A 15,582-nucleotide genomic window follows, 5' to 3' on the forward strand; every position below is an offset into this window, starting at 1 on the left:
TTCTATGAGACAAACTGCTTGAAATCAGGATCATAATGATACTTCATTTCAACTAAACGCTTCGCTCTTTCCGCAAGACTTCCCCAATCTGTATCAGGGTTTGCATGGAGGATATTGCAAAGCCTTAAAAATCGGTCCTTTGGAAAATATTCAAGAAATTCCTCAATGAACTCTGAGAATTCCAGAATATACAGTTTCATCCGCAGCGTAGTCCCTGCGACAGCGCTAAGCGATTCAATCCCAAAATCCCTAATAACGGCATCACGATAGTTAATAAAATAAGCAATACATTTTTTAGTAAACAGTGCCCGATTGATTTTTAATACCTCCAGGGCATATTTTACAAAATGCTTATCATAGGATGATGGAATAAGAGTTTCTAGTTCAAGCTCCATATCTCTTCTAAGGACAATATCATTTAAGACCATGACTCGGCGCATTTTAACTTGATCGCTATAGATCAAATCACCAATCTCACGCAGTTTTTCATAAGCAGCTGCCAGCTTTTCCTCTCTAACATCCTCTATAGCAAGGTCGCAGTCAAACTGAATACCAGCCCGAATTTTTCGAAGGTCCACGCGCAATAGCTTTTTCAGTTCAGTGAAATATTCACTTTTTGTAAAGACAAACGTGAGAATGATGTAAACTATCACAAAGATAATCCCGGTGATTAGAGAAAGATAGAGTGCCTTTACCATTGGTGCAGCAATAATTCCAATGCAAACCAGAATCAGTATTCTAATGGCCTCCGTAAATAAACGCTTTTTAAAAATCGAATGAGCCAGACCTTCGATACCCATAAAAGTGGAACCACATTCTGGGCAAGCCTGGTCCTTTAGGACAGAGTACCGATTGCACTTTTTGCACATTTTTAGCTTTTGGAAGCGATATTTCGTCCTTTTTTTCTTGGATAGCTGGATGGCGTGTTTAGCCATTAGAATCACCTTCATTCAACATGATGACTAATTCATCATCAATATCATCGAAATTCCCGCTGTTTCGCTTGTTTTTAACTAATTTATAGGTTTTCCAGCCAAGGATCATAACTAGGATACTCGTAAATACAATATTATACATGCTGTCTCCTTTCTTTGAACATTTTCTATCAAAATCGTAAATTTTCCAAAAAATACATTAAGGTTATTATAAGGTTAACATTTTAATATTTAAAGGCAGGATATGTTTGGGAATATTATGGGGACGATGGTAAAATGGGGGTATAATGCGAAAAATTGTAAGTATTACTCGAAAATGGAAACTACTTTTGGAGGTTGCACACAAATGTTAAAAAAATGGATAAGTAGTTTTATAGTAATCGCGTGTCTTTTCTGCAGCATGAGCTATTATAGTGTACGTGCTGCCAGTCCAATAAATTCCACTTCCCGAATCGAAGGGATGCTGGTCGTGGATGTTAGTAATTCAATGAAAAGCAGCGACCCAAAGAATATTAGCAATGAAGCGATGAAGATGTTCATTGATATGGCCTCTATTAATGGTGATAAAATTGGCGCCATCTCCTATTCCGATGCCGTAATGCGTGAAAAAGCATTCGTTAAAATCAGCTCGAATCAGGATAAAAAGGATCTTAAAGACTTCATCGATTCATTGGAAAAATACACATATACGGATTTATCTACCGGGGTGAAAGAAGCTGTAAAGGTGCTGGATTCCAGCCATGAACAGAACTACTACCCGTTGATTGTCCTCCTTGCCGACGGAAATAATGAATTAAATCCCAAGAAGGCCAAAACTCTTAAAGAGGCCAATAACGATTTGGAAAAAGCAATCGATGCCGCAAAGACAAAGGGGTATCCGATTTATACGATTGGCTTGAACGCAAATGGCAAGCTAAACAAGGATGTTCTCACCAATGTTGCGGATCGTACAAACGGTAAGTTCTTCGAAGCAAGATCAGCCGATCAGCTGCCGGGCATTCTTAGTGAAATCTTTGCCAACCACCTAAAGTTAAAAATTGTTCCCCTCGATCAAATGGTCGGGAACGGTCAATTTCAGGACATCAGCATCCATGTTCCGAATGAAAATGTTTTAGAAGCCAATATTTCATTGATTTCTAGTAACCCGGTCGAGGTAAAGCTCGTTAATCCATCCGGTCAGGAACTTGCCATCCCTTCAGACCAAGTCCTTTTCTCCCAATCAAAGACCTATTCGATGGTAAAGCTGCTAAAGCCTGCCCAAGGTGATTGGACGCTGAAGGTTAAAGGGGTGGATAAGGATAAGATCGATGTTAATCTCGTTTTCAACTATGATTTACAACTTAAGCTGCAACCACTTGCTAAGCAGAGCTACAAGGCCAGTGACACCGTCAAGATTGGTGCCTTTTTTGAAGATAATGGAACAGCCATTTCTGATAAGGAAATCTACCAATCAATGAAAGCAACCCTTTTTGTAAAAGACCTCGATAAAGGAAAAATTAAGGAAGTTGCTCTAAATTCAAATAGTCAGGGTTTTACAGGAGAATTCAAGCTTGGGAATTCCTCTAGTTATGAGGTGGTGGTCAAAGCGGAAGACAATAGCTTTTTCCGGAAAACCACGCCGCTAAAGATAACTGTACAGAAAACAGCGAATTCTTCTGCAGCAGTCAAACCGGCTAATACTGTAAATGAGGATCCTTTTCCATGGCTGTATGTTGTAGCGGCTGTTGTTGGCACCCTTCTGGTTGCAGCCCTTGCCTACATCCTTTTAACAAAATTGAAACAAGCCAAGCGCGGCTTCAGCGGGCAAATCGTCGTGGAAATTAAGGATGAAGATACGGGTGAACGCAGCAATCCGCAATACAAAAAATTAAAAAGCTTTACAGGGAAATTTCGAATGCATCAGTTACTAGCACTGGCACCTGAATTTGCCGAAACCGAGCAAATCATTTTCAAACCATCTGCTGGTGACAAGCTTCTGCTCATCAATAACTCTGACAGTACCGTCGAAAAAGGCGGACGCGCCATTGATGCCAAAAAAGGCTTCGAAATAAAGAAAAATGACCGTCTCCGGATCGTTCTAAAAAGGGTTAATAAATCAGTATATATTGAGTATATCAGTTAAATAGAAAAGCGGAAGCGCCTTGTTCAGGGGCGACAGGCATAAGACGAGCCGGCGAGAAGGTTGCTCTTTAACCTTCTTGACGGATTGAATTAAAGGTAGAGGCGACTGTCCTGGGACGAAGGCATAAGACGCACACTGCAAGAAGGCGCTTTTTGCCTTCTTCAGGGGGTGGCTTATGACTCGAGTCCCAAGGAGCCGAAACTAGATAAGCTTATGACCCCGAGCCCCTAGGCGCTGCAGCTGGACAAAAAAATTTAGGGTGTCAGGCACCATTTAATGGGCTTGGCACCCTAAATTGAATCTTTTTGAGATTATTTTTCGTCATATAGAAGAGAAAGTTTGAACTTTTTACAGCCAAGGAGGAATTTTTGCATGAGAGCAAGTGTGAGAGAGCATATTCAGCAGTTAGATGTTTCCTTAGGCGGAGGGATTATTTCAGAGAAAATCCGCGTTGATACCATAGATAATCCAATGCTGGTCATTGGCCTTGGCGGCACAGGCATCGATGCCCTACTACGCTTGAAATATCAAGTCAATCGACGATTCAAGCTCCCGCAAGATCCTTTATCCAAAAAGAAAAAGGATAAGCCCAATAATATTGAGTTCTTAGCCTTTGAAACAAATGAGTATGACAAAAATAAAAAGTACAAGGGAATCGGCCTTGATCCAAACAAGGAATTCGTCCTCCTTTCCAACCCAGAAATCGGCGGACTGCTCCAAAATCGCAGTACGATTGAACCCTATATAAAAGAATGGCTCTCACCAGAACTCCTCATTACCGATGGAATCAGTGGAGCCTCGGGTGTCCGTCAAGCCGGCAGATTACTTCTGTTCACCAAAATCAACCAGGTTGTCCAAACGATTGAACGAAAAATTGAAGCGGTCCTAGAAGGGACCAATAAACGGTTATATGTCTTCATCCTAACTGGCCTGTCCGGCGGTACCGGCAGCGGCTGCTATCTTGATATTTCCTACATCACCCGCGGAATTATGGAGCGTAAATTCGGACCGACCGGCGTAGATAAAGTCAGTATTCTCGGCTACCTATTCACACCAGATGTGAATTTATCCAAACGCGGCCTAAGCTCGCACACCGTTGAATACATTGAGAAAAATGGCTATGCTGCCTTAAAAGAGCTCGATTATTGGATGAATGCCGATGAACGAAATGAACGCTTCAAGCAACGGTACGGCAGCCTCCTGGAGGTAAATTCCCCCATGCCGCCGTTCAATCTCTGTCACTTAATCTCCGGGACGAACTTGGAGGGGAAATGGCTCGAGAACGCGTATGATTACTGCATGAATGTCACTGCTGAAAATATTACCAACTTCATGGCCAATGAAGAAAAGCAATCGGGCGAAGAGTTCGCAATCCATGATTATATCAGTAATATCCGGACCAATATTGCCCAAATGCCAAAGCCCTATGCCGCCAACTATCAATACAACATTATCGGTGCATCGATGGCAGAAATTCCGCTTGAAGAAATGACCACCTATATCGGCTATAAGCTGTTTGAAAAAATGAACAGCATGTTTGATGCCGGTCCCGATCAAACAGAGGTCGAGCAATTTTTGGAAAAACTGCGGATTGATCCGGATTCCGTCCACCACCGCTTTAATGAACGAGTCCCAGATCCATTATCCGGTTTTGAAAATAGTGACCGCTTCTCCTACAACAACGTAATCAAAACATCTGTCATTAATATCGATGACGAATTAGATCGTGAATTTTTACTAAAAGCACAAGAACAGTACCGAAAATGCAAGAAACAACTCCCTGGTGAAATTATGGAAGAATTCCGCCGCCAAATTGAGCGCCTGTTCCTTCACCCGAAAAAAGGGCCGATCTTTGCATCGCGTCTCATCTATTCAAATGATGGATTCTGTCTGTTAAAAACTTTGCAGGCTTATATGGAAGGACTTCGTGACCGCTTAGAACGCCTGCCTAGAGCGATTCAATCTGAACAAGAATATGCCTTAAATAAACTTGAAGATGCGAGAAGTGCCTTTATCTCAAAGGATCGCAAAAAGAATGCCTATATTGAGGCCAAGCTGAATGAATATGAGGCCCGGGCAGAAAAGGTCCGCCTCGAAGAAATGATTGAATTTTATGAGGACCTATACCAACTGCTCAATAGTCAAAACAACAAAATTTATGAAGTATATAAAGAAATCCTCGAAACGCTAAAGGGTATCTTTGAAAAGAATGCGGATATCCTGGTTGATGGTGAGGAAGTCAAACACGATCATGACGTTACCTATTATTGGCATTTGGTTAGTGTACCGGATGTTGCCCGTGAGATTCAGCGGATGTTTGATTCCAAAGATGGCGAATTATTGGTTCAGCAGTGGTCTGAAATGCTCCTAGAGAAATCAACCTATTGGGTCAAGGAATCAGATGTAGATGTCGTCGGCACGGTGTCTGAATTCTTAACGGACCAGTTCGGTGAATTAATAACCAAATCAATGGAAGACTTTTTACGAATGAAATATGGCGAAGATCAACCGATCGACAAAATTATTGAAGATAAAATTGCCGCACGTCTGGACCGGGATGCCTTGCCTGTATTCCATCTTGCCAACAGTAACGGACAGCTGCACTTTCCGCAATGGGGCTTTGTCTCCGTTCCGGTAAAGGCACCGAATATTTTCAATGGGATTAAAAATTTCGAAAAGCATTCCTTGAGCCATTCGAGGTTCACGATTAAGGAAAGCGAGCTGAAGAATCGAATATTCTGGCTGAATACGAAAAATGGGATTCCGTTGTTCGCTTATTCGCCACTAGCTATCTACGAAACTTCCTATGAAAAGACCATCTTAGAAAAAGAAGGCGTCGGCCGCCATCTCGTTCAAACGGATAAAGAAAACTGGGCCTACCTCCCATCACCGATTCCGGAAAAATCATGGGGAGATACGTACCAAAATGAGCGCGTCAAGCAATACAACGCCAATGTTCGCACCCTATTTGATGAGGCTTCCGGATTCAAATGTATCTCAGAAAAAAATGCAGATCATAATACAAGCGCACGTTTCCAATGCCATTTTACAAAAGAGATTAGTCTTTCAGATTTATATGCGCAGTATGAAGTTGATCCGAATCAGATTGAAAAGGCAAGCCTCGGAAATCTGAAACAAGTGCTTACGAAGCTCAAAGACATGGCCTCGGGCGGAATGGAGTCTGATGGTGTAAGTGATATTTTCGGAAGCACTAATTTGGAATTAGCTAAAGAAAATTTCATTCGCTCACCAAAGCTCATTGAAAAGGTGAAAATAGAAGTTAGAAAATATCGCCTCATCCAAGAAAAGATTGCTGAAATTGAGCAATGGATCGAATCGCAGAAAGACAGAGAGATTTCGCTGAATCAGTTTATCCAGGCGGTCTATACAAAAACGATTCGGAAAAGAGGCGCTCTCTATGTTTACGATAAAGAGATTGAAGAAGATGCTTGGGCACCGTTTGTAAACCTGATGAAGACGACAAAATTTGTAGATTTTGAAATCTATCAGGCTTTCAAATCGTTGAATCCTAAACAAATGGCCCAACTTGAAAAGAAATCGGAACGCCGGAGCAGTGACTTGATTAATCAAGAACAGGCAACAGAACTGATTGCTGCCTTAGAAGAAATGGCCGCTTCCTATCAAAAGGAAAAAGAAGCCCTCGATTATGACTACAAGGATTTTGCGAACGGAGAAGAATTGTACAGCTTCTACAAAGAAATGATGATTAAAGTTCAAGATATGCTGCGTCAATTAAAATCATAATAACAGCTTGATAAGAATGCAGAAATGATGTGGCCACATGCAGGATTTGCTTGTGGCCCAAACCATATCTTTGTAATTTTCATGTGGTTGAAAGCTTTTTCTGATGAGGGGGAATACAACTTGAGAGACCTTTTACAAACGTATGCACACACTTTTTCCAACCAACTAGAAAAAATGACGCTAGAAGTAAATGAACAGCGGAGTGTAAACTATCCGGTTGTCTTCTTATTCCTGGGTGACCTTGTTTTGGATGCCCTTAAATCAATCATAAATATTAATGAAGAAAAATGGAATAACAGTTCAGGTGTACTTTATTTTCATGCCTATCAAACAGAGACAATCACGAATTCAAATGTGCTTTCTATTCAACTTCCTGACCAGGGATTCGATCGTAAGACCAAACGAAAAGATATGTATGAAGCTTTTTGTCGTGATGAAGAAAATCTGATTGAACTGAATAAAGCCTATCGACTGCTTACATCCAAAATAGCAGAGTATGGGAAGGTGTATTCCTCCCTTCAAAAAGTAAACCTGTGTGTGGTCACAGCCATTGAAGACCCTGCGAATATTCTCATTCAAGAATTTACCTTATTGTTAAAAAGTATTCTTCAAGAATCATTCCGATTGGTCGAAGTGGACCTTTATGGATTAATAAAGGAAAAACAGGATGGCAATAATTTTGCCCTTTCAACCTCGCTTGGGATGAGCTTTTTTAAAGAATTAGATTGCTATCAAAGCGATGAATACACCTTTCTTAAAGACCTCCAGCTGACAGAAGATCACCTGCGGCTGCCGGTAAGTCACCCTCCCTCCCCACTCTTTGACATGGTGTATTTACTAAGTGATAAAAATGAAGATGGTTTACTATCAAGTGAAGCCATGCTGCAAAACTATGAAATGATCAGTAATCTTAATCTTCTAAAAAACCGCAAGATGATCACGGATTACCATGAAAAGATGGACAGCTATAATCATGGTGCATTTCGAAAGGGGATTCGAGGAAATTCAAAGAAACCCGTGTACGCCTCAGCAGGCTTTTCCAAGGTAAATCGTCCGAACAAGGCGATTGCACTTTTTGCGGCTAGCCATTTTTACAATGAACTATTGGAAGCATTAAAAGCTCCCATTTCCCAGCCCAAGGAAAAAGTTCTCAGCTTATTTGCCCTGTCAGAGCATTCTTTTCAAAAGTACTATTCTAAATGTCTTCCTTCCATTGATAAGCTTGAGGACATGAGTGGATTAATCAGTGCGACAAATTCCTATCAAACTGTGAAATATATGTCTGTCAGGGATGCGGAGGATTACTTGTTCGAGAGTGGAGCGGAACAATTCTTCGCTGCCAACTTCAAAGAGCAAGCCCGTGAGCGCCTGGAGCAGTTGAATCTAAAATCACAAGTCCAGCGCTATCTTGATGAGAATGTGATCCAGCATGAACAATACGGTTTATATTGTGCCTATATCTGGACTGCCGATTCGAATGAGTCAGCGATAAATGTCATCAAAGAGATTCATAGGATGCTCCAAGATACGAAACATGAGCAAGTAGAAAATCAAGCAAGGCTCGAGCACTACTATCAACAACAAGTCGATAGCTGTGATTTTAAAAAGAGTTATCTTCCTTTTTCCGATCGTAAAAACATGCAAAATTTCCTGCATTTCTTATTTGAGGCGGTATATGGCACCAATTATGAAATGATCAAACTTGAAGTGAAGCGGGAGATCTTAAAGCAGTACTTAGAGGTACTTGAAGAAAATCACCTGAAATTGCGCACCAAACTGGAACATCTCAACGAGGTTGGTTCTTATCTAAAACAGACAGCGGCGGAAAGCCTTTATGAGGCTGATGATTATTTAGATAAAAATATCCCCGAATATTATGCGGAGATTATTGCAGGTATTACAGCAAAATTTAGGGAGAAACGCGGGGCTCACTTCTTTTCTGACGATCGCTTTTTTTGTAACTTGCTAGGATTACTTGAAACCGGAAGCAAGCCGCTGCTGGAACGGGTCCTGGATGTCTGCAGCCGCGAGGTCCTTACCCAAGAGGAATTTCACCGCAGTTTTGAAGACGAACTGTTAGAACGCGCCAATGTAATCACTAATTATGAGAACAGAGATGTCCTCTCGAAAAGTGAATTATTTAAGCAATTATATAACCGTCTCGATGACCAATCGCCAATACACATTGAAGTATTTAACTATACCCAGGAACACCGATATGAGGAAAAATACTTCTTTGGTGATTTTTACAGCAAATTCATGGAGTTCGCCTTAGAAAAAGAACATGAAACCAGACAATGCAAAGTCGGCTGTGCCCATGAAAAAAAGGCAAGCGGGATTGAAAAGCTCACCCTCATGGGTGGATTTCACTTAACGGACTTAATGTACTATCGAAATGGTGAAAAATACTACAGGGCTTATTGCGATGAGGGATTTGAATTCCACTCGCAATCTGTTAATAGCAACTCTATTCATAAGGAGTATTGAAGATGCCTGTCCGAAAATTTAGCATTCTGTTTTTTGTATTTAGTATCCTTGCAGGATTGATTGGCGCAGTGGTTGGTGAATGGTTCATATCATCCTATTATGGTGTTTGGCCCAATATCCTGTTAATGGGGGTCTACTTTGCACAATTAGCCTTCATCTTTGGACTTTTCTGCTTGGCTGCTGAATGGATTTCACCAGATATTAATGGGCGTAGCTGGCGCTTAGAATACTCTGGATTCTCATGGAAGATTCTTTTCCCAGCAACCTTCGTGATACTGTTTGCTGCCGGAGTCCTCTTTCAATTCTTGTACTCTCTTAATTTTTCAAACATAAAACCGCCTGATGATATTGTCCTAGTACTTGATACTTCGGATAGTATGAATAAAACTGACCCAAATCATGAAAGCCTAAAGGCGGCGGGAAAACTGATTACCAAGATGAAGCCAAATCATCGCGCCTCGGTTCTCTCGTTTAACGAAAAAGCGACGATTACCAAATCGATGTTTAACATTAGCGATAAAGAAGAACGGGAGGATGCCCTCAAACAAATTAATGAGTTAACAGCCTCTGGCGGCACCGATATCGGCAACGCCTTGGATACTGCGATTCAAGAAATTGACACCCATCACCAAACAGGCCGTAAACCAATGGTGATTCTTTTTTCCGATGGATACAGCGAACTGGATCTGAACGAAGTTGTCGAGCCATATCAGAACAAGGGCATTATTATTAATACGATTGGGATGAGTAAGATTGATAAGAGCGGTGCACGACTACTGCAATCGATTGCTTCAAGTACAGGCGGTTCCTTCTCTGATGTAAAAAATGCGAATGAATTGACGAATGTTTTTGAAAAGATTTACCTTGAAAACCAAGACCGGCTCCTTGTGTCGGAACGACATGGATTGTTTCAAGACAGCATTTATCTTTCTGTTTTCCGCGTCGTCTTCCTTACATTAATCGGTGTCTTATTCGGGCTTGCCTTGGGGATTATTTTTGACAACCGCTATTTGGCAAAAAGCTTTGTGATTACTGGGCTAATTGCAGGAATCCTTTCAGGATTAGTGCTGGAACTTGGACTCAAGACCAATATGCTGGGCGGATACCCCCACCGGGTCACGGCTGATATCCTCTTAACGGTGTTAACGGGCTTGGGAACCATGTTCATTCCCATTCGTGAAAAATTTACGGGCCGCTCGAGTCGCAGCAGTGGTGTACCTGATTTTTCTCAAAGAAGCTCAGTCCCGACAAAGGAGACCCTTAAAAAGGGATTTTGATTATAAAGAAGGCGACGCACACTCCGCTTCGCGAAAGTATTCTACTAGAAATAGGGTGATTGTTGGTGAATTGGGAAACCATTTCTTCTCCTGATCATGAAATAAAAGATATTAAAAAGACAATAAGAGATTCTGAGGTTCATTTAACATGGTTTTGGTCGAAGTCTGTTGACTTTGTCTACATTTATAAGACAACTAGTGATCATATCAAGCCGATCCACGAACTCAAATTACAGGACCTACGACTTTACACACGGGAGGAATATAAGGCAAATCAAGGCTATCTTGGCAGGATTGATGGGATTGGCCGCACGGCATATCGCATTCTCCCCTGCCAAAAGCGGGAGGGTAAACTGATTGTTTTCAATCAGGAAAATGATCATAATCTCATTTATATTTCAGGTTCGAAAGCAAGAATTTATTATTCCATTTCCTATAAAAATAAGCTCTTCCAGGCACGCAAAAAAGTACAGATGTCGATTATGACCGAAATGCCACTCGAAAAAGATCTGTTAGTATATGTTAAAAAAAACGGAGGAGTTCCTGTTTCGGTTGAAGATGGGACCGTCTATCCATTTGTACGCGGGTTCCCATCAGGAAAAACCGTGCCGCCAGAGATTGAAATCGATAAAAATGAGTTTATTCGTATCTTTTTTAACGATGGAAAAAAATCAGCGCCAAGCTATGAGTTAATTCCACAATAAGGGAGACTATCCGCATGTTCGCACTGTTAAAACGAATGTTTGAAAAAAAACAACCTGCCAAGGAAAGGCTGCCATTTTATGATATTGTTTGTCCTTATTGCTTTTCGAAATTCCATCATGAAGAGGTGGTTTTTCGTGCCGCCCATCACCGTGACGATGATGAAACATTAGCCCTACAAGAAGATGAATTGTTAAACAAATACCGGGAGAAATTTGGGCTTGCCCCCATCGATGAGCTCGAGGCGATTATCGATCCCTCCATGATCCCCGATGAAAACAAAATTTATTCCAACCGTATTCTTATGGGTGTATCTGATAAATATTCCGTTGTGACGAGAGACCGCCTTTGCCCCTCCTGTCACAATGATCTTCCTGTCACTGCTGGGAAACATCCAAGTAACATCGTTTCCATTGTTGGTGCAACATCGGTGGGGAAATCTGTTTATATGACATCGCTGATTCATACCCTTCAGCATGTAACGGCCAATAATTTCGATGCCGCATGTATCCCGCTTGATAACGAGATTAGTAAACGATTTCGGGTGAACTATGAAATTCCACTCTTTGAAAATGGGAGTCTATTACAATCAACCGAAAAATCGAACCGCCAGGAGCCGTTTATTTTTCAATTCATCTTTAAGGATGATGAACAAGCCCCATTAACGCTCGTCTTTTTCGATGTAGCAGGCGAGGGAATGACAGACATGGACTATATCAAGCTTCATGCCGCTCATATCAAAAATTCTTCAGGAATTTTATTCTTAGTGGATCCCATGCAAATCCGCGCCATCCGTGAAAAGCTAATCCATCAAATGGGTGAAAATCCTGGGAAAATTGTTGGTCAAGGCGATGAGCCGCGCGAGGTGGTCATTTCCCTGTTTGGAGATTTCATTGCCCATCTCGAAGACAGCAAAACGGATATTCCAACGGCAGTCGTTTTAACAAAGAGCGATCTCCTAAATTCCTTAAAAGACGACGATGGAGACTATATCCGGGCAAATAGTAATGTGTTTCGCCATGTGATTCATCGGGGTTACTTAAATTTAGAAGAGTACGAGAATATTAATGGGGAGATTAGAAGATTCCTAACAAAAGTAGATACCCCGTTTGTGAATGCCCTTGATGTTTACTTTCGGGATACCTCCTATTTTGCCGTATCGGCCCTCGGCAGCAATCCTATTGATCAACAGGTCAGTGGGATTATTAGTCCGATTCGTGTCGATGAACCATTTATTTGGCTGCTTTATAAGTTGGGCTATATAGAAGGGAGAAATGAGAAGTGACCGGCAAGTTGATTGGACAACAAATGTATACACGCGAACGGGGCGGCGTTTTTCATGCTACTGACGGATATGATACCATTGCCATTTCCGAGAGCCTTGATAAAACCTTTGTAAAAAAATACTTACATCCCTTTTGTATGTATCATGCGCCAAAAAACCTAACAGAACGTGGTGAAAAGGATCCTACTCTCTATCCAGAATCTTTGACCCTGTTTCAGCCTGAAACCGGTGATCTAGTCATCGGTCAGGCCGTCTTTGTTCCGGCAGATTTTACGGGGAGCCGCAGCACGTATTTTATGCATAACTATATTATTCCTCCGGGCCTGAAGGATGAGTGGATCAAACAGCCAGAGAGATTATTTCAATGGAACGAGTTTCACACCTCTTATGATATCGAATCAGGGATGGTCCTCCCTGACTTAGAGGCAATTGAATATAACACAACTGATATTCTCGTTGTGAAAGATGAATTGTTAGTCCGCTTAGCAATTAGTAAGGATCAATTCAAACAGCTTTTATTTGCTGTAATGACCTCCATAGCAGGAAAGAAAAAGGTTTTTATTTCACTGGATGTACCGCTGGAAGACTATACTAACTACGCTCTATTACTTTTAGAGTTAATTTCAGTGTATTTGCCCTATGCTTATCGCCGAAAACTTGGAGCGATTACCTTTACAAGCGCACCGGAGAGCAAGAATTATATTCATGTCACATTTTTTGAGCCGGGAACATTAAATACTGCCGATCGGAGCATTGAAAAGCAGTTTATTTTTGACTTTGCCACTGAACGAATCTCCGGTATAGATATTGGCGGGCAGACACATGAATATTTGGATTATGTGCTCGAACATTTTTCCAGATCAGAACGAATCGATTCATTCCTTGAGTTTGCTGACCATGCATTAGACGGCTTACCTGAAGAGGAAAAGCTGGAACGCTCTAGCTACTATCAGCTGACTGACTTATATTTAACTTTACCAAGGCAAGATCCAACATTCTATGAAAAAAGTAAACTTGGTATTTTACATAGTTTGCAAAAGTTCTTGCAGGTAAATAGTGCAGAGAAAGCCGATTTAGTGGATCTCTTCTTGAAGCTGCTTCATCAGGAAGAAATGGCCGCAGATCCGAAAATAGCTCTCGACTACATCCAATCCGTTGTTTCTTTGAATTCAATCCTAAGATGTGATGAAGCCATTATCTTCATACTCGAGACATTGAACTATCATCAAAGAGATCCGCTTTCCCATAAATTATGGAAGGAAATCGAACAGGACAGAGAGACCTATCAATCCATCGTTCTGTTTATGAGTAATAATCCTGAATATAATGGGCTCCTTGAAGGCTATCTGATGGAACGGTTAAAAAAGGCCCAAGGAGTCGACGAGATTCTTTCCGAGTTACACCAAATGTTGGACATACCCTCTTTTTTAGAAAATGAAACATTTAAAGCTGTTTCTATAAAAAAGCTTTCTTCGGCGATAAGCTATCATTCATTTAAGGATATCTTAGCCATTAAGAACTTTTCCATCGACCGGGAAAGCACTGAATTTAAACACTTTAAAATGGTATTGCTCGCAAATGGAATCATCATCTTATTGCGTTCTATTCGTCTGGAGGAACTGACAGTAGATGAAATCATGTCCTTTGGCCAGATTTTTACAAACGGACTAAATATCAGAGATTTGAAAGATCCAAAGGTAAGGGAAAATTACCAGATTATCCATGCCCTATACGAGGTAGTCAGCCATCCCTCTCATGCAGATACGTATAATTTTGGTGCTTTAAGCGGAGCAAGCCGCTCTAAACTAAGAGGCACGCTTAAACATGTCCTGCGCGGACAGTCTAATCCTGAGTATTTTCCGCTATTATTCATGGCTTTTGAAACGGAGGGCAGCGGGGTAGACTATCAAAGTTTATTGGAATACCTTATAAAAAACTGTGATGACCAAACAATTCTAGCCTTTATTCGTGCCAATACTCGACTAATTGACTTGTACCCATTTTTTAGAGCATCCTTGAAAAAGTATTTAATCAGTCATTCGGAATCAATTTGGAAAAATAAACCTCTTAGAAAAGAACTTAAATTAATAAAAAACTACAGTTTAAAAAATTTATTGAAGGAAGTGGAAACTGAAACGGCCGCCCCTCTAGTGAAATTTTTAAAACAGTATGGTCTGAAACTCTCGGTAGTGTTTGTACTGTTTGGCGGTGTTGGGGGTGGAGCCTGGTTTGGGGTAAACAAGTTTTTCAGTAAAGACAAAACGCCCGCATCTGTCGTAAAAACAACGGAGGCCGAACAGGACTCAGCAACAAAGGAAAAGAATAATACACCTGTTGAAAGTACTGTGACCTTAGATTCATTCAAACATACCAATTTGGGAACAGAAGGACTTACTTTCTCCATAGATATGGAGGGAAAAAGAGCTAAAACTATTTATGGACAAGTTCAGAACGGTAAGCAAAGTATTTTATTAACGGATAATCAGGACGTAAATTACCCGTTAGACCTGACAATCCCAACTGAAGCAAGTCCCTTTGATGAGAACATGATCCTCAAAGAGGGTTTCTCCCTCTCAAGTACAGAACATGATTTTACAGGTGATGGGGAACCTGAGGTCGTCCTCGCTGCGAGTGACAATTTTGCAGAATCCTATATTTGGATTTTTGCTTTAAATGGAACAGAAAATGTGGCGGAACCGCTCACACCTCTACTTGTCCAAAAGGCACAGGCTGATGTCCAGTTGGCCGGGAATAAACTAATATTATCCAAAGCGGAACCTGAGCTTATATACGAGTATTCAAAGGAAGGGCAAAAGTTTGTGGAAGCAATTAATCACTAATGTTGTAAATAAAGAGCATTCCTTAAGGGGTGCTCTTTATTTACAACTAGCAATTCATTAAAAAACAAACATAACAAAAAAGACAACCTGTATTCAGATTGTCCTTTTCGTGCCTGGCAACGTCCTACTCTCACAGGGACGCGTGTCCCAACTACCATCGGCGCTGAGA

The 15,582-nt window shown here is 41.1% G+C and carries 9 protein-coding genes; 7 read left to right on the forward strand and 2 right to left on the reverse strand.

Features of this window, described 5'->3' with window-relative positions:
* Window positions 1-2: 2 nt before the first annotated feature.
* Together FS608_RS19680 and FS608_RS30435 are read right to left on the reverse strand one after the other, a co-directional pair.
* The gene (locus FS608_RS19680) at window positions 3-935 is read right to left on the reverse strand and encodes a hypothetical protein (RefSeq protein ID WP_144554194.1); all 933 of its coding nucleotides are present in this window, start codon (window positions 933-935) and stop codon (window positions 3-5) included.
* Window positions 928-1,077 carry a hypothetical protein gene (locus FS608_RS30435; RefSeq protein ID WP_186328825.1) on the reverse strand — a complete coding sequence of 50 codons (150 nt, stop codon included), beginning with the start codon at window positions 1,075-1,077 and terminating at the stop codon, window positions 928-930. Before FS608_RS30435 ends, FS608_RS19680 begins: the two co-directional genes overlap by 8 nt.
* A 204-nt stretch (window positions 1,078-1,281) precedes the next feature.
* On the opposite strand from FS608_RS30435, the gene FS608_RS19685 reads away from it, so the two are divergent.
* The 7 genes from FS608_RS19685 (at window position 1,282) to FS608_RS19715 (ending at window position 15,413) form a co-directional block, all read left to right on the forward strand.
* Window positions 1,282-3,057, forward strand: coding sequence for a vWA domain-containing protein (locus tag FS608_RS19685; RefSeq protein WP_144554196.1), 1,776 nt, complete (start codon window positions 1,282-1,284; stop codon window positions 3,055-3,057).
* Window positions 3,058-3,429: 372 nt separating this feature from the next.
* On the forward strand, window positions 3,430-6,822 hold the full coding sequence (locus FS608_RS19690; protein ID WP_144554199.1) for a tubulin-like doman-containing protein: 3,393 nt from the start codon (window positions 3,430-3,432) through the stop codon (window positions 6,820-6,822).
* A gap of 120 nt (window positions 6,823-6,942) precedes the next feature.
* Window positions 6,943-9,309, forward strand: a complete 2,367-nt coding sequence (locus tag FS608_RS19695; protein WP_144554202.1) for a hypothetical protein — start codon at window positions 6,943-6,945, stop codon at window positions 9,307-9,309.
* 2 nt (window positions 9,310-9,311) lie between these two features.
* Window positions 9,312-10,586 (forward strand): vWA domain-containing protein, encoded by a 1,275-nt coding sequence (locus FS608_RS19700; protein WP_144554204.1) that lies wholly within the window; start codon window positions 9,312-9,314, stop codon window positions 10,584-10,586.
* Window positions 10,587-10,651: 65 nt separating this feature from the next.
* The gene (locus tag FS608_RS19705) at window positions 10,652-11,290 is read left to right on the forward strand and encodes a beta-mannanase (protein ID WP_144554206.1); all 639 of its coding nucleotides are present in this window, start codon (window positions 10,652-10,654) and stop codon (window positions 11,288-11,290) included.
* Between the two features lie 14 nt (window positions 11,291-11,304).
* Entirely contained in the window at window positions 11,305-12,573 is a 1,269-nt protein-coding gene (locus FS608_RS19710; protein ID WP_144554208.1) for a TRAFAC clade GTPase domain-containing protein, read from the forward strand.
* Window positions 12,570-15,413, forward strand: a complete 2,844-nt coding sequence (locus FS608_RS19715) for a GAP1-N2 domain-containing protein (RefSeq protein WP_144554210.1) — start codon at window positions 12,570-12,572, stop codon at window positions 15,411-15,413. The genes FS608_RS19710 and FS608_RS19715 overlap by 4 nt, the downstream gene beginning before the upstream one ends.
* Window positions 15,414-15,582 lie beyond the last annotated feature (169 nt).

Source organism: Bacillus sp. X1(2014) (assembly GCF_007678255.1).

Bases quoted from the DNA above. Each gene is read 5' to 3' on its own strand.
- FS608_RS19710 (WP_144554208.1), top strand. From the start codon at position 11,305: ATGTTCGCACTGTTAAAACGAATGTTTGAAAAAAAACAACCTGCCAAG.
- FS608_RS30435 (WP_186328825.1), bottom strand. From the start codon at position 1,077: ATGTATAATATTGTATTTACGAGTATCCTAGTTATGATCCTTGGCTGG.
- FS608_RS19685 (WP_144554196.1), top strand. From the start codon at position 1,282: ATGTTAAAAAAATGGATAAGTAGTTTTATAGTAATCGCGTGTCTTTTC.
- FS608_RS19690 (WP_144554199.1), top strand. From the start codon at position 3,430: ATGAGAGCAAGTGTGAGAGAGCATATTCAGCAGTTAGATGTTTCCTTA.
- FS608_RS19680 (WP_144554194.1), bottom strand. From the start codon at position 935: ATGGCTAAACACGCCATCCAGCTATCCAAGAAAAAAAGGACGAAATAT.
- FS608_RS19700 (WP_144554204.1), top strand. From the start codon at position 9,312: ATGCCTGTCCGAAAATTTAGCATTCTGTTTTTTGTATTTAGTATCCTT.